Here is a 24,125-nt window from a genome sequence, read left to right on the forward strand (position 1 = left end):
AATTAGATAGTCATACCGCCATCAACAACAATGCACTCACCTGTAGTATAGCTGCTGGCATCTGAGGCTAGATATAAAACGGTTCCCGCCATCTCCTGAGGCTCAGCATGGCGCTGTAGGGGGATGGTTTCAATCGCTGTTTGATAAATATCATCGTTAGTAAATAAGGCGCCGGCAAATTTGGTTTTGGTTAAACCGGGGAGCAGGGCGTTGCAACGGATATTATGGCGCGCACATTCCTTGGCAAAAGACTTTGTCATATTGACAACAGCCGCTTTGCTGATGGAATAAATACCCTGGAAAACACCGGGTTGTAATGCATTGACCGAGGCGGTATTAACAATACTGCCGCCGCCGTTATCGCGCATTATTTTCCCTGCTTCCACGCTCATAAAGAAATAACCACGGATATTGACATCGATGGTTTTATTAAATGCGCCGAGGTCGGTATCGAGAATATCACCAAAGTAAGGGTTGGCCGCGGCATTGTTAACCAGGATATCCAGCTTGCCATGGGTGCTTTTAACGTGGTCAAACAGGGCGGTAATATGCTCCATATCACCGACATGGCAGGCAAAAGCTTCTGCACTGTTGCCGGCAGCAGTAATTTTATCCGCGACTTCCTGACAGCCGTCGATCTTGCGGCTGGAGACAATGACATGGGCGCCTTGCTCGGCTAATAGTTTAGCAATTTCTTCGCCAATACCGCGGCTGGCACCGGTAACAATAGCCACCTTACCCGTTAGATTAAAAAGATCAGTACTCATAGTGTTTCCTTAAACGATTAATTACTTATTGAAGCCAAACATGGCCGCTTCTGTTTCAAGCAGTGGTGCAATAGCCGGGTGAGCTTTAACGCTGGCAATCAAGGCACTAAATAAAGGCCAGCGCTCGGCATCAGGTATATAGCCCGCATAGCTGGCATTGATAAACGGCGATACCAGTGCGATATCTGCCAGCATAATCGTGTCACCAAAAATAAAGCCCTGGGCGGGAAGTTGTGATTCTATATAGTCAAGATGAGGTGGCAGTTTAGTGCTGATAATTTTTTCCACCAGTGCTTCATCCGGTTGCTCTTTAAAAGCCATTGGGCGCATAAAGCGCTGGAAAAAAATACCGGCGGCAAGTCCCGCGACCGTATTGTCCGCCAGATTCTCCAGCCAGCGGGCACGGGCTTTATCCTGAGGCCTAGTTGGAAACACCTTAATCTCGCCATAGGCATCTTCAAGGTAAGCGCAGATCACGGCTGAGTCAGCGACACTAAAATCGCCATCTTGCAGGGCGGGGATTTTTCCCAATGGGCTGATTTTTTCAAATTCAGCATCTTTGCCAAAGGGCATTTGTTGGGTTTGCTCAAACGGCAGTTGTTTGATGGCCAGTACAGCCAGTACTTTGCGCACAAAGGGGGAGGCTGAAGCACCGTGTAAAGTAATCATAGTTTTCCTTTTTGCTAAGTGTAAGACCCATATGTCATAAAGCGGCTAATATTTAAAAAACTCAGTCTGAGCGTGGGTTGTTTTGTTTTGTCATGATTTATGACATTATATGGCCGTTGCCCTTATTAGACAATTAAATTGTGTGCTTTGCCAGTGATTTAAAGTGAGGGCATGATACTGTCGCCTAACCGATTCCAAGGTTAAATGGAAGGACTATAGGCGTCATGGCGAAATAAATATTTACTGCTAATGTGTGATGATGGAACAAGTATCCATTAGCAAGGGCGATAAGCCCCTGTTTTTTATCTATCTATTGAGGTAAGAGTATGGCCGATTATAAAGCTCCATTACGTGATATTCGTTTTGTATTGGATGAACTACTGGATGCTGACCAGCATTATGCCAGCCTGTCCGGTACTGAAGAATTTAACCAGGAGTTGCGCGATGCCATTTTGGAAGAGGGCGCCAAGTTCTCTGAACAAACACTGGCCCCACTGCGTCAAAGCGGTGACCAGGAAGGCTGTACCTGGAGTGAAGAGGGTGTAACCACACCTTCCGGTTTTGCCGATGCCTACCAGCAGTTTGTTGAAGGCGGCTGGCCCGGTTTGTCCATGCCAGAACAATTTGGTGGCCAGGGTTTACCGGCCAGTGTGGATTTAGTGTTATCGGAATTACTGGGCCAGGCCAACCATGCCTGGAGTATGTACCCAGGCTTAAGTGCCGGTTGTCGTGAAACCTTAATTGCTCATGGTACTGAACAACAGCAGCAAGACTATTTATTAAAAATGGTTAGTGGTGAATGGACCGGCACCATGTGCCTAACAGAACCACAGGGTGGTAGTGATTTAAGTTTCTTGCGCACTAAAGCTGAAGACAATGGCGATGGCAGCTATGCCATTACCGGCACCAAAATCTTTATCAGCTCTGGTGAGCATGATATGTCAGAAAATATTATTCATGTGGTATTGGCAAGATTGCCAGGTGCTCCAGAAGGTACCAAAGGTATTTCGCTATTTATTGTGCCGAAATTTAACGTTAATGCCGATGGTTCATTGGGCGAGCGCAACCCGGTTAGCTGTGGTTCACTGGAACACAAAATGGGTATCCACGGTAACGCTACCTGTGTGATGAATTTTGATGGTGCCAAAGGCTATCTGATCGGCAAGGAAAACGAAGGCCTTAAGTGCATGTTTACCTTTATGAATACCGCCCGTGTAGGTACTGCATTGCAGGGCTTAAATCATGCGGAGGTTGCTTTGCAAGGCGCCATGGCTTATGCCCTTGATCGCGAAGCCGGACGTTCCTTAACCGGCCCTAAAGCTGCCGACCGTCCAGCGGATAAGCTGATTGTGCATGCGGATGTACGTCGTATGTTATTAACCATTCGCGCTTTCTCTGAAGGTAACCGCGCCTTTATCCATTATCTGTCACAGCAGGTGGATAAAGAGCATCGGGGCAGTGAAGAGCAGCAGAAAGAAGGCTCTGCCATTCTTGCTTTCTTAACGCCTATCGCCAAAGGTTTTATGACCGAGGTGGGTATTGAAGCGGCTAGCCATGGTATTCAGGTTTACGGTGGTCACGGTTATATCAGCGAGTGGGGCATGGAGCAAAATATGCGTGATGCCCGTATCTCTACTTTGTATGAAGGAACAACCGGTATTCAATCGCTGGATTTAATTGGCCGTAAAATTATGGCGGATGGCGGCGCTAACTTCGGTAACTTTATAGCGATGATCTCTAAAGATATCGCTACTATGGATGCTGAGTTTGCTGAGCCTTTACAGGCCATGGTTAAAGAGTGGGCTGAGTTAGCTGGCTTTATCGGTGCACAGGCTGGTAAGAGTATGGATGAAATTGGCGCAGCTTCTGTCGATTTTCTGATGTATTCCGGCTATGTGGTACTGGCCTGGCTATGGGGTCGTATGGGAACTCTGGCCAATGCCAAAGGCACTGATGATATTTTTTATAAGGGTAAAGTCGCTACCGCGCGTTTTTACTTTGATAAAATTTTGCCACGTACAGAAAGCCATAAAGCGACTATTGAAAAAGGTGCTGATACCTTGATGAGCCTGGACGATAGTGACTTTGAAGCCTTAGCGGCGCTTTAAGAAACCGTTAGAGCACTATAAAAAAAACCGTTATTAGTTTTAGCTGATAACGGTTTTTTTGTGCCTGTAGTTTATTAACGGTTACCGCTAATAATAGCCGTGCCATCAACAGCATCCGCTGCTATATCGGACCGACAAAAGGGAAAGCTGACCCAGCCCTTCATGGCATATAAAGCGGTTTGATCACCGTAGTGGGGGGACTCGGGGTCCAGCGATTGCGAGTGCGTCAAAATACCTTCAGCAATAGGACATTCAGATTCATCCCAGGTCACGGTTTGGATATAAGAGTTACCCGCCCGGATATTTCTATAACCTCCCTCGACCAGGCTGGAGCTTATGGCGCCAAAAACCCCCATAGGACCATGGCCACCATGGATCGGAATATCAATACCATTTCTTGGGTAGACCTGCACTTCACTCCAGGGCGCGCCGAGTTCAACGCCGGCTTCATCCAGTTTGCTTGCTGCAACACTTAAGGCGTTGATCACCAGAGTTTCAGCTGCCGCTGCACTGGTATCAAAGCCTCTGGGGGTGTTGAGTGGCTTGGCCGGGTCAAAGTCGGTGGCCCACAATTCATTGCTGGCCAGAGCGCTATCGAAGGGGCCTGATAATTCATCCGCCAAGGCTTTCCAGAACTCTGTAAAAATTTGTGCGCCTTCGCTATCAACCTCTACTTTGCGATCCCATAAAGCTAATTGATCACAGGCAGCAAATTCACGGGGTTGCTCGGCACCCGCTAACAGATCCGTTTTTGCCATCACATTGCTACAGATAGTTAGCACATCATCGAGGCTGATTTCTGCGCCGAAAACACGGTTGTCATACATTAATTGTTGCAAGCTGGCCAAAGTAAAACCGGGGCTGGCATCAAAACCATCGGTGCCGGCAAGGCGTGCCGCCACCATATCGTGGTTAATCTGGGTGCGAAGGTTTTGTTGTTTACCTTCACCGCCGGCAAAGCCCATTAATGAGGGAAAGCCTTCCAGCTTATTATCGGCATTGCTTAACCAATAACTGTCGTTACTATTTAGCGCATAATCGGTGGCAAAGTATTTAGGTAGGCTTTCATAACCAAATAAACCGGAGCCTTCCGGTGCGTCGGCATCGACACCCCAGTTACAGTCCTCTGTGGAACCGTCCAGCACCACAATCGCATCGTTAGTCAGGCTTTTGATCGATGCATTAATGCCTCTAACACAAGTGTCGAGTTTGGCCTGGCTCACATTGGGGATGGCAGAAACCTCACCATAAAAAATACTGCCATCGCGATCAGCAGCGAGGGTGTGAAATAGTGGGTTGCCAATTAATTTGTAGGCGTCAGTTAGCTGCTGAATATTTTCAGATTGGCCCACCTTAATCCACATATCAATACCTCGAAGGTTATCAATATTGGCATCTCTAAAGGCATAGATTTTACCGGTGGCCGTTGGCCAGCCTGCAAATACCGCTTCAAACGCCGGGCTGATTAAACTGGCCGCCGGAGCAAGGCTGGCAATCAGTCCATATTCCCAGTGATAAAAGGTATGCTCAACTGTATCGACAGTGCCATCTTCCCGAGTAACTCTGACGCTGATAGTCTCTGGTGTAATCGCTTTGGTTTCACCATCAACGATATATTCCAGCGAGTTGTCCGGGTTTAAGCTTAACTCAAATAGGGTAAAACGGTTGGCAACACTGACGGTGTGGGTCCAGGCGACATCCTGATTAAAACCAATACCGATCATAGGGAAACCCGCCAAGGCTGCGCCCATCGCATCGTACTCACCGGGGATGGTCAGGTGAACCTGATACCAGGACCCAACACCCTGCCAAGGCTGATGAGGGTTGCCCAATAACATGCCGGTACCGGTTTGGGTGGCATCACGGCCAAGGGCAATAGCATTACTGCCGGAGCTGGTATCGACTAATGTCGGGGCCGGGGTAGGAGTAGGGGTAGGTGCGGTACTGGTGATACTGGGGAATGAGGGCATATCGTCCGGCCCTGTGGCGGCCAATAAAGCATCTTTAATAATGCCCTGACCGGTACTGCCCTGTAATTGAATCAGTCGGAAATATTTCCATAGATCAATGGCGGTTAACTGCCGCACATAATCCTCACCGCGACAGGCTGGATCACTATCTGGGAGGTTATCGACGCCCACATCTGCCAGATATTGATTAACACCGGCCGCATAACCTTCGACTAACTCAACAATATAGTTGGGTTGTTGGCTGATATAACGCTCTTCCAGTTGCCCTTCATCGTTATTGTTAATCAAGGCGTAGATCAGGTCGTTATTAATATTGCCTCTGGCTTCCCCCAAAAACTCTGCGGACTGGCCAGAGGCTTTAATCACCTCTTGCATCAACATACAAAAACGGTCTTCGGCAAAACTGTAACCATGGCCAAAGCCCAGCGATCCCCAATCATAAGCACGGATATGAGGGATGCCATAACTGGTGCGGGTTATTTCTGCGCGGTAGTCATTATTATCATCGTCATCATCGGAGCAGGCAATTAAGGTGAGGGCAAGCAGAGTGATAAAAATAGATCGGGAGAGTCTTTTCATTATCTGTTTCCATGGTTTTAATTTTTTTCAAATATAACGATAATTTGCGGCAATACCAAGCGGATTTTCAGGCGATGATTGTTTCTGTTATGTAAAGTTTGGTTATGTAAATGCCTGCTGATTGAGTAATGAATGCTGGAGCATTGCGTATAGAAAAGTAGAAATATTTAAAAAAGGTGGCAGCCGGATTAACTCTCCCCAGGCCCGGCTACTGCCTCATAGTGCTTTATAGTTTGGGAGCGAGCCACAGGGTAGGGTGACAAGTCTTGCCGTGGGAGTGAAATATTTTTTGCGCAGTTTTTGCTGAGACTTGGGCTACGGTGATTGATTAATATTTTGATAGTTGGCAAAGAGTTTTGATAAGTCGGTTGTGCCGTCATCATTAACTACTTGTTCAATACAGAGCGTTAAATGCTGCAACTGACGTTCAACCAATTGGTCGTCATACAGGGATAACTGCCATTTCCCCCGTGCCAGAGCTTCCAGATTAAACCGGGTAATATCGATAATAAAAAATAACCGGTCAGCATCTTCTTCAAAATCATCCAGTGACCCCAGCACCGATTGGCGAGCTTGATCGTCTAAGGCCTTCACCATAACGGTGATGATATCTTTTAGCTCCGGCTCTGTTCTGGCGGTCATACACAGCTCTTGGTGCACGAGTACCAGATCTTCATTCAGGTAGCTCCAATAGGCATCTACTCGGGCTCGAATCAGCTCTCTACCGGTGAGGCCCTGTGGAATACTGGAAAGGTTATGGAAATAAATACCTAATAATTTTTTATGTAGATGCTCAATAGCGGCCTGGATCAGTTCCTTTTTGGAGTCGAAATGATGGCGCATAGCGCCCCGTGAAATCCCTGCTATATCAGCTACTTGAGTGGTGGTTAGCTTGCTATAACCCAGTTTGATAAAGCCATCAATGGTCGCGTCCAGAATACGGTCTCGCGTCATTGAGCTTTTTTGCGCCTGCCACTTAACCCCATCCTCAGACGGTTCTTTGGGCGTAGCTGCGTTTTTAGTGGGCATTGGGGCCAGATTCCTTATTAGTCATTATTAAATGGCAAGGAGTAGTGTAGCAGAGCCCTGCGCCTTAGGGCTGCTTGGGGTTTGGTCATCATATTAATGGATATCTATCAGCAATTAAAATAAAAAAAACAGCCTAGGCTGTTTTTTTTATTTTAATTGGTTTAGACTCCAAGCCAATGTCCAGTCAGTGAATAGGCTGAGGGGCGAAAAAGAGACAAAGTTGGCAAGGCTGCCACCCCAGAATAATTAATAAAGAGGCGTGATATAAACAATGAACCACACTAATCAACCATTTAAGCTCAAGACCCTTACCTTGGCTTGTGCTGCTGCTTTACCGATGACTGTGATACCCGTGGCGGTACAGGCACAGGGAGAGACACTACAACTTGAAGAGGTGATGGTTACTGCCCGTAAGCGTCAAGAATCCTTGCAAGATGTGCCTGTTTCCGTGACGGCTATTGCGGGTCAACTGCAAAACTCCGCCGTGAAAAATTTAAAAGACTTACAAAATTTTGTACCCAACGTATCCATCGACTCCACGCCGGCCAGTACATCGGCTTCTATCTCTATCCGTGGTATCAGCTTTCAAGAGCCTGATAAAAGTCTTGATCCACCGGTTGGTGTGATATTGGATGGCGTTTATATTGGTACCGCTGCGGGACAAATTCTGAATAACTTTGATCTTGAACGTATTGAAGTACTGCGTGGCCCTCAGGGCACCTTATTCGGCAAAAATACCATTGGTGGTGCGGTTAACGTTGTACGCACTGCGCCGACCAAAGAGTTTGGCGGTAAAGTCCAGTTAGGTTTAGGTGATTGGGATAAGCAAGAATTAAAAGCCGTGGTGAATACCCCGTTAACCGATAAAGGCGGCTTTAAGTTTTATGCCAATAAGTCCGAGCACGATGGCTATATGGATAACGATATTGCCAATACGGATGTTGGTGTTGTTGATTTTCAGCAATTAGGTGCGACCATAGCGTTTGATGTGACTGACACATTTGATGTGGCGCTAACGGTAGAGCGTATTGAAGATGATTCTGATTGGGGGGCCTGGTCTAACTTTAATGATGGCACTACGATTCCTTGTCTGGCTTCTATTGGTCCGGTTATTCCTATTGGTGGTGGTGCGACCATCCCTAACCCTATCCCGCAAGACCCTAATGCAGCACCTGGTGCTGGTTGTGCCGCTACGGATAGCAATAGTGATGAAGATCACAGCTCCACCAATGAACCCAATAGCGCGGAAGTCACTAATGACTTTGTCGGCTTGACGATGAATTGGATGGTAGGTGATTGGCAGCTAACCTCGATTACCGGTACCGTTGATCGTGAAGAAGATGCACGCCTTGAATATGATTCCAGCAGCGTTGAGTTTTTATATATCAGCAGCGCCAGTGAGTATGAACAGTTCAGCCAAGAGTTTCGTATTAACGGCAACGTGAATGACAATATCAACCTGACAGCAGGTTTGTATTACTGGGACTCTGAGTATAAGCAGGCACAAACCAGCTACGATATGTGGTGGTACCTTGGCTTTGGTGAAGGCTTTGAAGTACCGCTAGACCCTACTGACCCAGCTAGCCCAACCATTCCTTTACCACTGCCACAGGGTGATGTAACACAGAGTTTGGAAAATAAGGGTACCAATACAGCCTATTCTGTATTTGCCAGCATGGATTGGCAGCTAACGGAAGACCTATTGTTAAATCTGGGTGGCCGTTATACCGATGAGGAAAAAACCTTTGAAGGCGCCAATGTCGGTTTTGTTTCCGCGTCATTGGGTACACTGGTTCCCGATGGTCCTCGTCAGAAGTTTGATGAAAGCTGGACTGAATTCTCCCCCCGTGTTGCTTTGCAGTACACCATCAACGATGACTTAATGGCCTTTGCTTCTTACTCAGAAGGTTTTAGAAGTGGTGGTTATTTTGCTCGCTCTACCGTGGTTGATGGCAACGCCTATGATCCAGAATATGTAGAAACCTGGGAGCTGGGTATTAAAAGTGAGTGGTTGGATAACCGCCTGCGTTTAAATGCTACAGCCTTTATGAGTGACTACCTGGATAAGCAGGAAGAAATCATTATCTTTGCTGGCGACCCACCATCAGCCAATACCGTTGTGCGTAATGCGTCTGATGTTGAGCTTTCAGGTTTGGAGCTGGAATTGACGGCACAATTGACCAGTGGCCTGAGTGTTTATCTAAATGCCGGCTACCTGGATACGGAGTACACCGACTTTGTTGCTGATATTAATGGTGACGGTAATGAGACTGATAACTCCGGTTTACAGATTCGTAACGCCCCTGAGAAAACAGTCGGTGTGGGTGCTGATTACTTCGCCGATCTTGGCTTTGGTGAGTTTGGGGCACACTACAACTACCGTTGGAGTGATGAATACCAGACCATATTTAACAACAACCCACTGGGTAAAGTTGACTCTTATGGTATGCACCATGCGAGCTTTGATCTAACGGTTGATGATAAGTACAAGGTGAGTGTTTACGGTCGTAACCTGACGGATGAGCGTTACGCTCGAGTGGTTATCATCCCCAACTTTACTCACTTTGGTCAATACAATGCGCCACGTAACTACGGTGTAGAGTTTACCTATAGCTTCTAGAGGTTTTCTAGATAGCATTTAGAGAATTTTTCTCGAACTGACCCCAGGCATCTCGTCCGAGGTTCTCATTGTCACCATCTCTGCAAAGAGGTGGTGACTTTTTTTATTCCCATCTTATTAACTGGTGCTTGGCTAACAGGCTTTACCAGGTATCGACAAAACGTCGAGTAGAAGCCTGCTGCATTTTTTTGCTGGCTGCCTGAATGGCATTGATAATCACTTTACGTGAGTCTTGTGGATCTATAACTGCGTCAATTTCTAAAAATGAAGCGGCTTCAGTGGCTTTACCTCTGTCATAGAGTTGTTCAACCAGCGTATCGAACAGGGCTTTTTTGGCTTGAGGGTCCGATTCGGCTTCCAGCTCTTTTTTAAAGCCTAAATTAACCGCACCTTCCAAACCCATGCCGCCAAATTCGCCCGTGGGCCAGGAAGCGCTGTAACAGGGTTTGGCAAAGCTGCCTCCCGCCATTGCCATAGCACCAAGGCCATAGCCTTTACGAAGAAAAATGGTTACCAGTGGAACATCAATTGCAGCTCCGGCCACAAAAAAGCGCGACATTCTTCTAACGGCTGCGGCTTCTTCATTATCGGGGCCCACCATAAATCCGGGCGTATCACATAGCGATACCAGTGGGATGGCATAACTATTACAGAGTTGAATAAACCGCGCGGCTTTTTCCGAGGCATCAGAATCAATAGCACCGCCTAACACTTTACAGTCGTTGGCGATTAAACCGATAGGTCTGCCTTCTATGCGAATAAAACCGGTGACAATGCCGCGGCCATCAGTGGCCCGCAGCTCAATAAAAGAGTCGGTATCTGCCAGAGTATGAATAATTTTTCGAACAGGGTAGGCGTAGCGCCTATCTTCGGGCAAAAACTGTTGCAGCGTATTCTGGTCGGCGCAGCTCCACTCGCTGAGCTTGCCCTGAAAAATGCTCAAGACATTTTTTGCCATGACCGTCGCTTCGGCTTCATCTTTAACCACAATATCCACAACGCCGTTTTTACTCTGCACATCGATTGGGCCTATTTCTGTAGGCTTAAAACTGCCAAGCCCACCGCCTTCAATCATCGCGGGCCCCGCCATGCCAATCCAGCTGGTTTCGGTGGCAATGGTGATATCGGCACAGCCGAACAGGGCAGCATTGCCGGCAAAGCAATAGCCGTTATTTACTGCAATACGCGGTGCTATACCGCTAAGCTCAGCCCAAAGTGCAAAAGAAAGAATATTTAAACCGGCAATCTGGGTATTAACATCCGTATCACCAGGGCGGCCACCACCGCCTTCGGTAAACATCACCACAGGGAGTTGTTGTTCTTTGGCGACCGTTAAAATTCGGTCCAGCTTTAAATGGTGAAAATAGCCCTGACTACCAGCCAGTACCGAGTAGTCATTAACAACCACAGCGGCACTGCAATTATCCGGGTGTAATTCACTATTGATGGTGGCTGTGCCGGTAATCACACCGTCGGCTGCGGTACTGGTCTGCAATTCTTCTTTACCAATACGGCCGCGCTGTGCCGCTACGGCCAGTTGTCCATATTCCACAAAAGAGTCCACATCACATAAATCATTCAGGTTTTCGCGGGCGGTGCGGTAGCCTTTTTTATGGCGCTTGGCAGCAGCTTCGGGTCGGCCTTCATCTAGTGTATGTAGAAGACGTTGACGAAGCTGTTGTGTTTCTGTGCGGTCATCGGGCTTATTATTATTCGTCACGGTGCTGTTCCGTTAATGATTTACGACAAGCTGGCTAAGGCCTCAGGGCTAAAGTCACTGACTTCATCCAGGCGCCCCTGCTGAATTTTGTTAGCCCACTGCGGGTCTTGTAATAAAGCGCGGCCCACAGCAATCAAATCAAATTCATTATTTTCAAGCCGTGATATTAAATCATCAATTGAACGGTTGTCTGCTCCTTGCTGCATAAAGGCACCAATAAAATCTGAATCCAGACCGACTGAGCCCACCGTGATGGCCGTTTTACCGGTTAGCTTTTTAGTCCAGCCTGCAAGGTTTAAATCACTGCCTTCAAATTCCGGTTCCCAATAGCGGCGGGTAGAGCAGTGAAAACCATCTACCCCGGCATCGGCCAGAGGGCTAAGAAAATCTTCGAGTAATTGTGGGCTGGTGGCCAGTTTGGCTTCAAAGTCCTGCTGCTTCCATTGCGAATAACGCAGCACCACGGGAAAGTCAGGGCCTGTAGCGGCGCGTACCGCTTTAATAATTTCTACTGCAAAGCGTGAACGATTTTCCATCGAGCCGCCCCAGCTATCACTGCGTTGATTAGTGCCTTCCCAGAAAAACTGATCGATTAAATAACCATGGGCCCCGTGAATTTCTACGCCATCAAAACCTAAACGCTGGGCGTCGGCGGCGGCGGTGGCATAGCTTTCTATTAGTTGTTCTATATGTTCAACCGTCATTGGCTCAGAGATTTTTTTGCCCCCGGCGATCAAACCGGAAGGGCCGGCACTCGGCAGTTCAGGGTTGTTGGTTTTTTGGGGTTCGCGGGCAGTACCGACATGCCAAAGCTGTGGAAAAATTCTACCGCCTGCCTGATGAACTTCATCTGCTACTTTTTTCCAGCCAGCCAACGCTTGTTCGCCGTGAAAAGCCGGGATACTGGTACCCATAGTGGCCACGGGGTCATTAATCGTCGTACCCTCGGTAATAATCAGGCCAGTACCACCTTCAGCGCGGCGGCGGTAGTAGCCAGCCACATCGTCGCCGGGAATAGCGTTGGGTGAAAATTCACGGGTCATGGGGGCCATGACAATGCGATTATTCAGGGTTAGTTTATTCAGGGTATAGGGTGTAAATAAAGCATCCAGAGCTTGTGTCATGGTTTGTATTGTCTCTCTATTATCGTTCTATTGTCAGAAGCCAGATAGCTGCAACACATCAGTGCTGTTAGCGGGCAGTGAAAAGATCATACCATCTTCAGTCAGTGTCGTCGGCCCCTGATAGGCTTGCTCAACCCCGTCGAGATAGATGGCTGCCTGGCCGGGTAAAACAATCGGCGGCACAATATGGTAAAGCGCCAAATGGCGAGCTCCGGCGGTTTGTGCAGACTGGGCTGCTTCCACCGGGCTGGTGTGGTAGTCGAGAATATCATAGGTGACTTTGGCCATGACCTTATTGCCAATTTTTTCGGCTGACCGATTCATCAGTTTAACCAACTTCATACTCAGGGCTTCGTGTAATAGCAGGTCGGTATCTTTGGCAAAATACTCAAGGTTGTCCGAGCGCACCGTGTCGCCGCTAATCACCAGTGAGCGGCCAAGATAATCAAAGCGATAACCCACGGCAGGCTCTACGGGATTATGGCTTACCCTGAAGGCGGTAACCTTTAAACCATCCTGATCCCAGACGATAGCGGCCTCGCCATCAGCCGGTGTGCTGAAGCCTTGGGCAATCATGCCTTTGCCAGAAAGGGGGGCAACGGTATCGCCATGGTGGTCGTGGCGGTATTGCACATCAAAGCTATAGGCCAGGTTAAAACCTTCGACAATTTTCTCGACGCCTTCAGGGGCAATCACCGGTAGGGGAGAGGTGTTGCCAGTGGATACCCAGCGCAGGGTTGCCACTTCACCCAGCCCATCAATATGGTCAGAATGAAAGTGGGTTAGCATCACGGCATCGACATTGCCCATCCCCAGACGCATACGGTTAATATTGCGTGCACCGCCACTGCCGGCATCTATCACAATGATGCTTTCACCGGCTATCACGAGCATACAGGCGCCAGAGCGTTTTGGGTCTGGCAATGGCCCGCCAGCCCCGCAGATGGCAATATGCAAGCCTTCACCCAGTTCGGCGGCTACATCGGTAGACATAATAGTGGGTAAATTGCGCTCCATAACGCTTAGCATTAGCGGCGCGCGCTGGCTGTAGATGATTAATAACAGCAGCATTATCAGGGCTGGAAAAAGAATGCGTTTACGAGGCATGACTTGGGGCTCCACAAGGTTACATATTGTGTCATAATATGTGACTATATATGACTTTACAATAATTTTTAATAGGCGAGATTGCAATGAATAGATGGCTAGTAGCACTGTTGAGCTTGGTGGCAGCACTTACGGCGTCGGCACAGGAGGCTAGCCCGTTAGAGGGGCTTTGGCAGCACCCTGACCAGCCAGTGATTATTGAAATGCAGCCGGTGGGTGAGCTAATGGAAGGGAAGGTCCATAGTAATAGTGATAAGCCCGAGTCAGTGGGTAAAACTATTTTCCGCGAGCTGCGTTATGATAAAAAAGAGCAGTGCTGGCAGGGCTGGGTTTATGTCAAAAGGCTGGACGAAGAAAAAGCGACCTGCCTGAGCTTAGACAACCCCAATCGTTTTCGAATGACCGTAAAAGTAGGCTTTTTCAGCAAGACAGTAAAGTGGCAACGGGTAGAAGGCTAATCCATGGTGTTAACCATACAGGCAGGCGCTAAGGCCTATCAGCAGATTCGTAATAACGGACTTTCTGCTGAGGATATCAGTGCTGTATTCGGCGCTTCTGGTGCCGCTAAGTGGATTACTATCTATGGCCTTGATCGAGCCATTTTTAGTGACTGGTTACCTCAGTCTACTCATCCTATTGACCTGTTTGGTACCTCGGTTGGTGCTTTTAAATTGGCCGCTGCTGCTCAGCGCGACCCTGCTGAGGCGCTATTAAGATTGGTGGATGCTTATATCTCTCAGAATTATGAAAATAATGAAACCGCCGAGCAAGTTGTTAAGGAAACCCAAAAGCTATTGCATACCTTATTACCTCCATCCGGTATTGAAGAAATTTTGCATAACCCACGCCTGCGTTATCACTGTGGCAGTGTAAAGTGTTTAGGTGGCTTGGCCAGCCGTGAGGTGACGCCACAAAAAATTGCCATGGTTAAGGGCTTTTTTAAAGCACTGGCGGGAAGAAAATATCTAGGCAGCAGTATGGAGAGGGTGGTTTTTCATGCGGGAAGCAGTCCCACTATGAAGGCCGGTTGCGATAAATTTACCAGCAGTTCAGTAGCGTTAAACTCACAGAATATAATGGCCGCCATTTCATCATCCGGTTCGATACCGGTAATGATGGAAGGTATTGAGCATATAGAGGGTGCTGCTAACGGTATGTACCGCGATGGTGGTCTGTTAGATTATCACCCGGTACCCAGTAATCTGGCTGAATATGATCAGGGGCTGGTGTTATATCCCCATTTTTACTCTTATTTAAAAGAATCCTGGTTCGATAAGTTTTTCCCTTGGCGCACAGTGCCCGCTAATCGTTTGGACAATGTGGTGTTAATTTCTCCAAGCGAGCAATTTGTAAACTCATTGCCTGATGGTCGTATTCCTGAGCGACAGGATTTTTCACGCTTTCGAGGCAATCATGCAGAACGTATTCGCCGCTGGAACGAAGTCAAACAGCGCAGTCTTGAATTAGGTGAGCATTTTATCAAGTTGGTAGCTTCTGGTGATATTGCTAGTGAAGTTCAATTATTAAGTCGTTAATAGCGGCAAAACAAAGGTAATGACAATGAGTTTTGAAAATAAAGTAATATTGATTACTGGTGCTGCCAGCGGCTTTGGCAAGTTGTTAGCAGAAACTCTGTCACCGCAAGGGGCTAAATTAATTCTTGGTGACCTGAATGAGGCAGGTGTTAAAGCCGTTGCTGATTCACTGCCCGGTGAGGCAGTGGCAATGGTTTGCAATGTCGCGGTTGAGGAAGAGGTTAAAGCATTGGTTGAGGCCAGTGTAACGCATTTTGGTGGTTTGGATATAGCGGTGAATAATGCCGGTATCTCATCGCCACCCAAAAGTTTATTAGAGATCACTGAAAAAGAGATGGATATTAACTTTGCCGTTAACGCCAAGAGTATTTTATTTGGAATGAAGTACCAAATTCCTTTAATGCTGGAAAATGGCGGCAATATTTTAAATGTAGCCTCGGCGGCAGGTATGGGCGGTGCACCAAAGCTGGCCCATTACTGTGCGGCAAAGCATGCTGCGGTTGGTTTAACCAAAACGGCAGCGCTTGAGTTTGCTCGTCAAAATGTCAGAGTTAACGCAATCTGCCCGTACTTTACGCAGACACCTATGGTTGATGGTGCCAGGGCAGCAGGTATGGGTGAGATTATGGAGAAGGGTAGCCCAATGAAAAGACTGGGCGAGCCAGAAGAAATTGTCTCCATGATGATGAGTATCATGATGCCCAGCAATAGCTATATGACCGGGCAGTGCATTAATGTTGATGGTGGTGTGTCGGCTTTTTAATCGGTACAAATCAGTGTAGAGCGGCTGGCGCATCTATTGGCTAGTTTGGCCAATAAAGATAGGTATCACCTTGCTGGTACTCTTCATTCGTCGTCTTATCGATGAGTTGGGGTGCCTTCAATACGCTAGGCCATGCTGGTGCAGCCTGCTCTGAGTTGTGTTGGTCCAGTAAAAATTCCAATTCCCCCACTTTGTCGGCTCGTTGTGCCTGCAGATTGTTTCTTTCAGTGGGGTCTTCTTTCAAGTTAAACAAAAACTTTTTTACTTCTGCATTGGGTTTCTCAGGCTGCTCGCTTCGAATTAATTTCCAGCCATTATGCAATACAGTTTGTTGGAATCCTTGCCGCCAAAATAAGGTTTGGTGAGGCGCTGTAGTATTTTCACCGCGGATATAGGGTAATAAATCTACCCCGTCCAGTTTGCGGTCGGTGGGTGCTTTAGCTCCTGCGGCTGCTACGATGGTATGGAAAATATCGATATGGTGAACAGGGTCCTGAAACCGGCTGCCAGCTTTAATCTTTTTGGGCCACTTAGCCATAAACGGTACATGAGTGCCGCCTTCAAAATGTGTTAGCTTCCAGCCTCGGTAAGGTTTATTAATATCTGGTAGGCCGATATAGCCGGCGCCACCATTGTCGCTGCTAAAAATAATTAACGTGTTATCGCTAAGGCCATTAGCTTCCAGTGCGGCAGTGACTTTTTCTACACTGCGGTCCAGTGCGCGCATCATGCCGGCATAGACCCTAAGGGTGTGGTTTTCGATATGGGGAAAAGCGTCATAATCTTCCCGAGTTGCTTGAATTGGGTTGTGAGGTCCCCAATGTGCCAAATATAAAAAGAATGGACGATTCCGGTTGGCTTCAATAACCTTAACAGCTTCGTCAGTATAATAATCGGTGATATAGCCCTTGGGTTCAAAGGGGCTGCCGCCATTAAATTGTGCGCCGTAGCGTGCCGTTGCCCAGACCATACGATCAATAGCATCGCCTTCGATTTTGGCGTTTACCACATCGGGGTGATCTTCCGGTAAGTAGAGGGTGCCTTTCATATACAGGCTATCGTCAAAGCCCTGGTCTTCCGGGCGCATTCCCTCCAGTGAGCCCACATGCCATTTGCCAATATGGGCGGTATAGTAATTTTGTTGCTTAAGCACTTCAGCAATGGTGATTTCTTCCGCTGGCATGCCAAGGTCTTCTACTGGTGGTAGGGTGGCTGCGGTTTCTGTGTCAATAATTAGCGGTAAAGTTTTAGGTTCTAATTCTTGCATCCAGCTAAAAATTCTTGGGCCCATTTTAAAAATCGGTGTGTACTCAAAACCAAAGCGGGTGGAGTAGCGGCCGGTTAACATGGACGCCCGCGACGGTGCACAGATCGCATTGGCAGCATAGCCATTATCAAAGCGCACACCCTGGTGGGCAATGGCATCGATATTGGGCGTCATCTGACTGCCATCGGCGGCACCGCCGTTATAGAGAGAAATATCATTAAAGCCCATATCATCAGTTAAAATTAAAATAACATTGGGCGGTCTTTCATTGGCGGGGGCTTCGGCGGTTGCCGGGCCCTGTGGCCATTCAATAGGTTTGTTAGGGGCAAAGGGATTAAGGGTATTGCTGAGTTTAGGGGCTGCCCAGACAATCAGTTCAATCCGGTTTTGCCAACCAATCCAGCCAGTAACGGCGATAATCAATAACAGGCTTAGTAGTTTTTTCATAACGGTCTCTTTGGGCATAATAATATTAGGGCGTAACAATAGGGAAATTCTCAGTGGGCGAAGACATGGAGCCAAAAAAGCTGAGTAAATCCAGCTTGCTACCCTCTATCGATAAATCATCACTGAACAAGGTGTTTTTTAAGTCACCCGTGCCAGTAATCAGGTTTAATAAAATGGCTTTGGTTAGCGTTAAGCTAACGCTGGGCTCCAGTGTATTATTAGTATTAAGTGGTCTGGGATAAAAATTCAATACTGAATTGTTCAGTGATAAGACATAGCGTTCATTGACATCGCTAAATATAAATTCAACCACCAGCGTTTTACCTTCCGCTTTTTCACTATCGATATTGACGGCGATGGTTTCCAAAAAGGTAGTAATTGGAGTGCGGGTTAAAACGCCACGGGCATCTTCGGTTCTTAATGCCGGTGCTGTAATTCCGTTGCGTAATTCATGGGCCGCCGTTAGGTATTCACTGCGCCAGGGGCCGGACTCAGCCTGGTACGCCATCTGGTCATAGGTGTTGGCCAGTAATGCTTTTGCTGCCTGATTGTTGGGCTCGGCAAACACAGCGTGGTTAAGTAATTCGGCGACCCACTGGTATTCGCCGTTTTCGTAATAGCTTTGGGCTTTGGCGATCACGTTGTCAATGCCGCCCATCATCTCAATATATTTAGGCGCCGTGTCTGCTGGTGGCAAGGGATGAAGGTTGGCAGGGTTGCCATCAAACCAGCCCATATAATATTGATAAACGGCCTTGGCATTATGTTCTACGGTGCCGTAATAACCACGGGAATAAAATTGTTGGCTAAGTGATTCTGGCAGCTGGATGGTATTGGCAATTTCATTGGGAGTCATGCCTTTTAAAATCATTCTAACGGTTTGGTCGTGAATAAATTTATAGGTGTCGCGCTGGTTTGCTAAGTAGTTGCGAATACGTTCCTGCCCCCAGATAGGCCAGTGGTGGCTGTTAAAAATCACGTCAGCCTGGCCGTAGTTTTGCAAAATACTATCGATCACCTGGCTCCATAATAAGGCGTCGCGGACTTTGGCACCACGTAGGGTATAGACGTTATGAAGTGTGCGGCTAATGACTTCTGCGCCGCAAAAGGCATTATGCTCGGGTAAATAAAAGGTAAATTCAGCTGGGGCTTCTGTACCTGAGGCGATTTGGAAAACAAACTCCACGCCGTCGATGCTATGGGTTTCACCAGTTTCTCGAATGATCTTATTCGGTACAAATAAGGAGGTGGTGCCAAAAGGCACAGATTTCCCCAGGCCTAAATCAATATTGCCTCTGGGGCCGGGTGTTAGTGAAGAGCCATATTGATAACCGGCGCGACGGCTCATTGCATTGCCCAGCATAATATTTTCGCTGGAGGCTTCTTTGACAAAGCCTTCTGGAGCAACCAGGGTCACTTTGCCTGATTGATACTCTTGGTCATTGATAAATGCGGCAACACCACCAAAATGATCAATATGGCTATGGGTAAAAACCACCGCAGTGATCGGTTTATCTTTAAATAAGTGCTGTTGTAAAAAAGCTTTGGCGGCCTGACCGGTTTCTAATGAAGTATTGGGGTCTACTAAAATCCAACCGGTTTCGCCTTCAATAATGGTTAGGGTAGCGAGATCAAAGTTGCGTAACTGCCAAATACCGTCTTTAACCTGATAAAGCCCCGGCACATTATTAAGCTTGGCCTGACGCCACAGGCTGGGGTTAACAGAATCTGGTGCATCGCCTTTGATAAACTGATAGGCAGGCATATCCCAAATAGTATCGCCAGTCTTTGAATGCTTAACCACCAGATTGTCCGCAGTTACAATCAATCCTCGTTCGGCCTCTTCAAAATCCCGGGTATCAGAGAATGGTAGCTGTTTTAATACGGCGCGATTTTTTTTCAGGGTATCGCTCGAAGGTGCGCTATTACCATTTGCCGAAACGCTGTTATCTTTAGGCCCGGCGCTTCGCCACAGGCGGTAAGTAACAGGGCGGATAGGGTTAAGGCCAATAGGCGAGAGTAGTTCATTGTTTAATGACCTGTGGTAGAGGCCAACTGCCATTGGTAGCCGATGATTGGGGAGCATAAAGACGCAGTGTTACGGCAAAGTTATCGCTGGGTGTGGGTAACCAGTTGTCAGTGCCGCTAGCGGGTCGCTGCTGTTGTAGCAGAATATCCAGCGAGCCGTCCGCATTATATTGCAGCTTATCCCGACTGCCCAGAGCATAACGATTAATCGGGTTTTCAATCAGGAAGCCTTCACTGTCATACATAGTGACGGACCAAAAGGCATTAACCGGTGGTACTTGCCCTGCCTGAAAGTGCAGCTTATAGCTATGCTGGCCATCCAGAGTTTGGCCTGTACTATCGACCAGAGTATTGGGGTATAGAGCATCTTCCGGTGGTAGGGCACCTAGTCCGATAATCGCCACGCCGGTGCGGAATCGATAATCCGTGCCGTAGTTACCAATACCATCACGGAAAATTGCCCAGCCATTATCCAGCTCTCGCGGCTCTGCCAGTTGCTGTTTGATTTTTTCCTGGGTGAAATTAATCGCCCAGTCGGCCATTGCCTGCCCCAGCCAGCCTTGTGCGTCGGGGGAATACTGGCCGGCTGTTACACCGAGGGCGGCCAGAGTTTCTATCGCCGCTTTATCTTCTGCCGGACTTGCCTGTAGGGCGAGTACGTCTGCCAGAGTGGCTAAAAAGGTATTGGCCGACATCTGCTCTACCGTTAAGGCGGGGTTATTATCCGGATCGTTTTTACTAATAGTGCCGCTATAAACCTCGGTGCTAATACCTTGTTGCCACTGGGAGAGAGAGGCTAAGGCAAACTGTTTTTGCATGGTTTTAACTGCTTCCACATCATCGGTGCCATTGGTCTGAATACGTTGAATCATCCATACCTGGTTAGTTGGTGATTGAATCGTTGCGACGTCTTGCGGTAACTCACCCTGCCAGTCAGGTCCAACCAATATATAATCCCCGGCCTGATTGCCGGTAGTGCGTGTGCCTACAGAGGCAAACACATTGGTCCAGGCATCCATAAATGGGGAGATATAATAGCGCTCACCCATATCCGGTACCGATAATACCTGTGGTTCCTTCGCCAGGTTTAACCAGGCAATCGTGTAGAGTGTATCGACATTGGGGCGTACCACATTGCGAAAATTGTGGTCGGGGAAAGTTATATTATGTGTTAACTGATTTTCAGCAACCGGCCCGGATAGCATCACCTTTTCAGTTTCATGCATCAGTAGTAATGGGTAGCCGTAAATATAAGCACTGGAGAATTGCTTAAGTTGTGATACGCCTTGATAGGCTAGTACCGCAGACAGCCCAATAATGCCCAAGCCAAACAGTTTGATTTTCATTGATAGTATTGCCTGCTTAAAGTTTAAATAAACGGGTGTAATTAACCGGTAAAATCCGTCTGGCCAGGTCCATCCAAAATGCACCTTTGCCGACGAGTATACGCTGTTTATTACGATTAACACCGTCAATAATTTCAGTGGCTGCTTCTGCCGCTGTGGTCCAAAACATTTTTTCTATGGTGCGTTGCAAATCCTTTTCGCTGCGGTTGGCATCAGTATCTGCAATCATTCGCGCGCTCTTGGCTATAGCGGTTTTAATACCGGCAGGGAAGGCGCATGAAACATTCACCGGGGATTTTCTCAGTTCCTGTGCCAGTGCATCGGTAAAGCCATTAACGGCAAATTTTGAGGCGCTGTAAATGCCGTTATAGGGTGCGGTAAATAAACCAAAGACAGAACTCACATTAACAATATGGGCAACCTGTTGCTGCTTTAACAACGGTAAAAAAGCGCGGCAACCATAAACCACACCCCAGTAATTAATATTCATTAGCCAGTGCATATCTTCATCACTAACACTATCAATACGACCGCCTAGTGCAACGCCGGCATTATTAAATAAAAAATTAACCCCGCCGTGCTCACTGGCGACCGTCGCCGCAAATTGTTCTATCTGTGCCTGGTCGGCCACATCAACGGTATGGGTTGTAATGCGAACATCCAACCCCTTCAGTTGCTCCAGCGTGGTATTAAGGCCGTCCTGGCTAATATCCGCCAGCGCCAGATGACAGCCCTCAGTGGCCAGTTGCAGCGCCAGTTGTTGGCCAATGCCAGAACCGGCACCGGTAATCGCGGCGACCCGTTGGTCAAATAGTCCGTTCTTTGTCTTATTCTGGCTACTCATTACTTGTTGCCTGTCGCTAAGTTGGTTAGGCAATTTAAAACAAGTGCTTTAAAAAGTAAAGCGGTTGTATTAGTCTATATCTACCGTATACTGAGGCAGCTGGGATAGCGGAATAAGATAATGCAAGTGACTGAAAATAAAGAAGATATTAGAGATAGGCTGCTCGTGTCAGCGATGGCGCTCTATGCCGAAAAGGGGCTGGATGGTGTTTCCCTGCGGGAAATCGGTGTTTCTGCGGGGGCTAAAAACTCCGGAGTGATGCAATACCACTTTGGCTCCAAGCTGGGCCTTTTGAATGCCATCGTAGAAAAAATTTCCCTGCAACTGATGCCGCTGCGGGCGCAAAACCCGCCCCATGAAGCGGATGGCGTGTGGCAGATGGTTCGGGGCACTATTGAGAATATGGCCACACTGTCCCGTAGCTATAGCTGGGGCGAGGATGCCTTAAAAGTGATGTCGCGGATGCTAATGGAAACCGGGACGGATACGCGGGATATTATTAATCGTTATTTTTCTGAACAAACTCTGCAATTGTTTGAACGGTTGCAAACCTTCTACCCTCATGCCGAACCTAATAAATTAAAACTGCGTTTGTTAGTCGCTTTGGATGGCGTGATTCACAGTTTATCCGAAGCCAAATCATTGCCTAATTCTCCGTTGGGTGAAATCCGGTTTTTTAGTGATAAAGAATTGGGCGATGAACTCTGTGACTTTGTGGTGGGGGGGCTGACCTACAAATTATGACTCAAGCAGCCGTGAATATTGATGTACTTATTATGGGGGCCGGTTTATCCGGCATTGGTTCCGCCTGTCATTTGCAAAAACACTGCCCGGACAAAAGCTATGTGATTTTAGAAGCAAGGCAGGCTATAGGTGGCACCTGGGATTTATTTCGCTACCCGGGTATTCGCTCTGACTCTGATATGTTTGGCTATGGCTATCACTTTAAGCCTTGGACCAAGGCCCAATCGATTGTTGAAGGTCATGATATCAAGCAGTATATCGAAGAGGCCGCCAGTGAACATGGTGTCGACCAGCATATTCGTTTTGGCCATAAAATTAAGTCGGTTGAATGGTCTGACGCTTCGGCTCGGTGGACAGTCACTGTCGATGTTGCGGGGGAAGAGCAGCAGTTTATCTGTAAGTTCTTTTTCTCCTGCGGTGGCTATTATAATTATGAGCAGGGCTATACCCCTGACTTTGAGGGTATTGAAAATTATCAAGGCCAGGTGATACATCCACAACATTGGCCCAGTGATCTCGACTATAGTGGCAAACGCATAGTCGTGATTGGCAGCGGTGCCACAGCTGTAACGTTGGTGCCTAATCTGGCTAAAACGGCTGCCAGCGTGACTATGTTGCAGCGTTCACCCTCTTATATCGCCAGCCTACCCGCAGAAGACCCGTTGGCTAAACGTTTATTGCAATGGCTGCCAACTGACTGGGCCTACAAGCTTACCCGCTGGAAGAATATTCTTTTTTCAATGGCTACCTTTTCAATTGCCAAGAAAAAGCCGTCGTTGATCAAACAGCGTTTATCACAACAGATTCGGGAATATTTAGGCCCCGATTACGATATCAAAAAACATTTCAGACCGCGTTATGAACCTTGGGACCAGCGCTTATGTATGGTGCCCGATGGTGATTTATTTCAGGCGATTCGCTCCGGCAAGGCCGAGGTTGTCACTGATACGATTAAAGGCTTTACCCATGAAGGTATTGCTTTAAACAGCGGCGAGTCGTTATCCGCTGATATTGTGGTGATGGCAACAGGCCTTAAGATGGAAGTGTTTAGCGGTGTCACCATGACGGTTAATGGCAAAACCATTAATACCGGCGATACCTTTAGTTATAAAGGTATGATGCTTAGCGGTGTGCCCAATTTTGCTTTTGCTGTGGGTTATACCAATGCGGCCTGGACATTGAAGTCAGACTTAGTGGGTGAGTATGTTTGCCGACTACTCAATTATATGGAACAGCAGGGCAAACACATCTGCGTCACCGACGCCCCGCTGGTTCTGAGAGCGATGAACCGATTATGGATTTTTCTTCTGGTTATGTAGTGCGGGCTTTAGACCAGTTACCCAAGCAGGGTAAAAAAAGCCCTTGGCGGCTTTACCAAAACTACTTGCTGGATCGTTTTAATCTTACAGTTGGCTCTGTAACCGACGACTATATTCGTTTTCGATAAAAGAGATTGTT

General features: G+C 47.6%; 19 protein-coding genes. 8 read left to right on the plus strand and 11 right to left on the minus strand.

The window, feature by feature from the left end; all coding sequences use genetic code 11:
• Positions 1 to 2: 2 nt before the first annotated feature.
• Both BST96_RS14230 and BST96_RS14235 read right to left on the minus strand, forming a co-directional pair.
• A complete protein-coding gene (locus tag BST96_RS14230) occupies positions 3 to 767 on the minus strand; it encodes an SDR family oxidoreductase (protein ID WP_085759347.1) in 765 nt (254 codons plus the stop codon).
• 21 nt (positions 768 to 788) lie between these two features.
• Complete coding sequence (locus BST96_RS14235; RefSeq protein WP_085759348.1) at positions 789 to 1,436, minus strand: glutathione S-transferase family protein; 648 nt, start codon at positions 1,434 to 1,436, stop codon at positions 789 to 791.
• A gap of 326 nt (positions 1,437 to 1,762) precedes the next feature.
• Here BST96_RS14235 and BST96_RS14240 point away from each other — a divergent pair, with 326 nt between their 5' ends.
• Positions 1,763 to 3,544, plus strand: coding sequence for an acyl-CoA dehydrogenase C-terminal domain-containing protein (locus tag BST96_RS14240; protein WP_085759349.1), 1,782 nt, complete (start codon positions 1,763 to 1,765; stop codon positions 3,542 to 3,544).
• 74 nt (positions 3,545 to 3,618) lie between these two features.
• Here the strand turns inward: BST96_RS14240 and BST96_RS14245 are convergent, their stop codons facing one another.
• Positions 3,619 to 6,093 (minus strand): penicillin acylase family protein, encoded by a 2,475-nt coding sequence (locus BST96_RS14245; protein ID WP_085759350.1) that lies wholly within the window; start codon positions 6,091 to 6,093, stop codon positions 3,619 to 3,621.
• 315 nt (positions 6,094 to 6,408) lie between these two features.
• Positions 6,409 to 7,122, minus strand: coding sequence for a TetR/AcrR family transcriptional regulator (locus BST96_RS14250; RefSeq protein ID WP_085759351.1), 714 nt, complete (start codon positions 7,120 to 7,122; stop codon positions 6,409 to 6,411).
• 271 nt (positions 7,123 to 7,393) lie between these two features.
• On the opposite strand from BST96_RS14250, the gene BST96_RS14255 reads away from it, so the two are divergent.
• Positions 7,394 to 9,742 carry a TonB-dependent receptor gene (locus tag BST96_RS14255; protein WP_085759352.1) on the plus strand — a complete coding sequence of 783 codons (2,349 nt, stop codon included), beginning with the start codon at positions 7,394 to 7,396 and terminating at the stop codon, positions 9,740 to 9,742.
• A 142-nt stretch (positions 9,743 to 9,884) separates the two neighbouring features.
• Here the strand turns inward: BST96_RS14255 and BST96_RS14260 are convergent, their stop codons facing one another.
• The 3 genes from BST96_RS14260 to BST96_RS14270 are packed head-to-tail and all read right to left on the minus strand — an operon-like array spanning position 9,885 to position 13,693.
• Positions 9,885 to 11,462 carry an acyl-CoA carboxylase subunit beta gene (locus BST96_RS14260; protein WP_085759353.1) on the minus strand — a complete coding sequence of 526 codons (1,578 nt, stop codon included), beginning with the start codon at positions 11,460 to 11,462 and terminating at the stop codon, positions 9,885 to 9,887.
• Positions 11,463 to 11,482: 20 nt separating this feature from the next.
• Positions 11,483 to 12,586, minus strand: a complete 1,104-nt coding sequence (locus tag BST96_RS14265) for an NADH:flavin oxidoreductase (RefSeq protein ID WP_085759354.1) — start codon at positions 12,584 to 12,586, stop codon at positions 11,483 to 11,485.
• A 33-nt stretch (positions 12,587 to 12,619) separates the two neighbouring features.
• Positions 12,620 to 13,693 (minus strand): MBL fold metallo-hydrolase, encoded by a 1,074-nt coding sequence (locus BST96_RS14270; RefSeq protein ID WP_085759355.1) that lies wholly within the window; start codon positions 13,691 to 13,693, stop codon positions 12,620 to 12,622.
• A gap of 86 nt (positions 13,694 to 13,779) precedes the next feature.
• Here BST96_RS14270 and BST96_RS14275 point away from each other — a divergent pair, with 86 nt between their 5' ends.
• From BST96_RS14275 to BST96_RS14285, 3 genes are read left to right on the plus strand one after another with little or no spacing between them, the layout of a single operon-like run.
• Complete coding sequence (locus BST96_RS14275; protein WP_085759356.1) at positions 13,780 to 14,151, plus strand: DUF2147 domain-containing protein; 372 nt, start codon at positions 13,780 to 13,782, stop codon at positions 14,149 to 14,151.
• A 3-nt stretch (positions 14,152 to 14,154) separates the two neighbouring features.
• Positions 14,155 to 15,228: a hypothetical protein gene (locus BST96_RS14280; protein ID WP_085759357.1), complete on the plus strand. Its 1,074-nt coding sequence runs from the start codon at positions 14,155 to 14,157 to the stop codon at positions 15,226 to 15,228.
• A 25-nt stretch (positions 15,229 to 15,253) separates the two neighbouring features.
• Positions 15,254 to 15,991, plus strand: a complete 738-nt coding sequence (locus BST96_RS14285) for an SDR family NAD(P)-dependent oxidoreductase (RefSeq protein WP_206045345.1) — start codon at positions 15,254 to 15,256, stop codon at positions 15,989 to 15,991.
• A gap of 40 nt (positions 15,992 to 16,031) precedes the next feature.
• Here the strand turns inward: BST96_RS14285 and BST96_RS14290 are convergent, their stop codons facing one another.
• The 4 genes from BST96_RS14290 to BST96_RS14305 are packed head-to-tail and all read right to left on the minus strand — an operon-like array spanning position 16,032 to position 21,923.
• Positions 16,032 to 17,705: a sulfatase-like hydrolase/transferase gene (locus tag BST96_RS14290; protein ID WP_085759359.1), complete on the minus strand. Its 1,674-nt coding sequence runs from the start codon at positions 17,703 to 17,705 to the stop codon at positions 16,032 to 16,034.
• Between the two features lie 25 nt (positions 17,706 to 17,730).
• Positions 17,731 to 19,767, minus strand: coding sequence for an alkyl/aryl-sulfatase (locus tag BST96_RS14295; protein ID WP_206045346.1), 2,037 nt, complete (start codon positions 19,765 to 19,767; stop codon positions 17,731 to 17,733).
• Entirely contained in the window at positions 19,730 to 21,079 is a 1,350-nt protein-coding gene (locus tag BST96_RS14300; protein WP_085759360.1) for a DUF1254 domain-containing protein, read from the minus strand. The genes BST96_RS14295 and BST96_RS14300 overlap by 38 nt, the downstream gene beginning before the upstream one ends.
• A gap of 16 nt (positions 21,080 to 21,095) precedes the next feature.
• Entirely contained in the window at positions 21,096 to 21,923 is an 828-nt protein-coding gene (locus tag BST96_RS14305) for an SDR family NAD(P)-dependent oxidoreductase (RefSeq protein WP_085759361.1), read from the minus strand.
• Positions 21,924 to 22,049: 126 nt separating this feature from the next.
• On the opposite strand from BST96_RS14305, the gene BST96_RS14310 reads away from it, so the two are divergent.
• Genes BST96_RS14310 through BST96_RS21050 form a run of 3 tightly spaced genes read left to right on the plus strand, consistent with a single transcriptional unit; the run spans position 22,050 to position 24,114 of the window.
• Positions 22,050 to 22,667 carry a TetR/AcrR family transcriptional regulator gene (locus tag BST96_RS14310; protein ID WP_169714007.1) on the plus strand — a complete coding sequence of 206 codons (618 nt, stop codon included), beginning with the start codon at positions 22,050 to 22,052 and terminating at the stop codon, positions 22,665 to 22,667.
• Positions 22,664 to 23,986: a flavin-containing monooxygenase gene (locus BST96_RS14315; RefSeq protein ID WP_240554804.1), complete on the plus strand. Its 1,323-nt coding sequence runs from the start codon at positions 22,664 to 22,666 to the stop codon at positions 23,984 to 23,986. Before BST96_RS14310 ends, BST96_RS14315 begins: the two co-directional genes overlap by 4 nt.
• Positions 23,962 to 24,114, plus strand: coding sequence for a hypothetical protein (locus BST96_RS21050; RefSeq protein ID WP_240554805.1), 153 nt, complete (start codon positions 23,962 to 23,964; stop codon positions 24,112 to 24,114). Before BST96_RS14315 ends, BST96_RS21050 begins: the two co-directional genes overlap by 25 nt.
• Positions 24,115 to 24,125: the final 11 nt, after the last annotated feature.

Origin of the sequence: Oceanicoccus sagamiensis (assembly GCF_002117105.1) — a bacterium.
Lineage (GTDB): Bacteria > Pseudomonadota > Gammaproteobacteria > Pseudomonadales > Dasaniaceae > Oceanicoccus > Oceanicoccus sagamiensis.

Coding starts and splice junctions, on each gene's coding strand:
- BST96_RS14230 (WP_085759347.1), bottom strand. CDS start 767: ATGAGTACTGATCTTTTTAATCTAACGGGTAAGGTGGCTATTGTTACC.
- BST96_RS14235 (WP_085759348.1), bottom strand. CDS start 1,436: ATGATTACTTTACACGGTGCTTCAGCCTCCCCCTTTGTGCGCAAAGTA.
- BST96_RS14240 (WP_085759349.1), top strand. CDS start 1,763: ATGGCCGATTATAAAGCTCCATTACGTGATATTCGTTTTGTATTGGAT.
- BST96_RS14245 (WP_085759350.1), bottom strand. CDS start 6,093: ATGAAAAGACTCTCCCGATCTATTTTTATCACTCTGCTTGCCCTCACC.
- BST96_RS14250 (WP_085759351.1), bottom strand. CDS start 7,122: ATGCCCACTAAAAACGCAGCTACGCCCAAAGAACCGTCTGAGGATGGG.
- BST96_RS14255 (WP_085759352.1), top strand. CDS start 7,394: ATGAACCACACTAATCAACCATTTAAGCTCAAGACCCTTACCTTGGCT.
- BST96_RS14265 (WP_085759354.1), bottom strand. CDS start 12,586: ATGACACAAGCTCTGGATGCTTTATTTACACCCTATACCCTGAATAAA.
- BST96_RS14270 (WP_085759355.1), bottom strand. CDS start 13,693: ATGCCTCGTAAACGCATTCTTTTTCCAGCCCTGATAATGCTGCTGTTA.
- BST96_RS14275 (WP_085759356.1), top strand. CDS start 13,780: ATGAATAGATGGCTAGTAGCACTGTTGAGCTTGGTGGCAGCACTTACG.
- BST96_RS14280 (WP_085759357.1), top strand. CDS start 14,155: ATGGTGTTAACCATACAGGCAGGCGCTAAGGCCTATCAGCAGATTCGT.
- BST96_RS14285 (WP_206045345.1), top strand. CDS start 15,254: ATGAGTTTTGAAAATAAAGTAATATTGATTACTGGTGCTGCCAGCGGC.
- BST96_RS14290 (WP_085759359.1), bottom strand. CDS start 17,705: ATGAAAAAACTACTAAGCCTGTTATTGATTATCGCCGTTACTGGCTGG.
- BST96_RS14295 (WP_206045346.1), bottom strand. CDS start 19,767: ATGGCAGTTGGCCTCTACCACAGGTCATTAAACAATGAACTACTCTCG.
- BST96_RS14300 (WP_085759360.1), bottom strand. CDS start 21,079: ATGAAAATCAAACTGTTTGGCTTGGGCATTATTGGGCTGTCTGCGGTA.
- BST96_RS14305 (WP_085759361.1), bottom strand. CDS start 21,923: ATGAGTAGCCAGAATAAGACAAAGAACGGACTATTTGACCAACGGGTC.
- BST96_RS14315 (WP_240554804.1), top strand. CDS start 22,664: ATGACTCAAGCAGCCGTGAATATTGATGTACTTATTATGGGGGCCGGT.
- BST96_RS21050 (WP_240554805.1), top strand. CDS start 23,962: ATGGATTTTTCTTCTGGTTATGTAGTGCGGGCTTTAGACCAGTTACCC.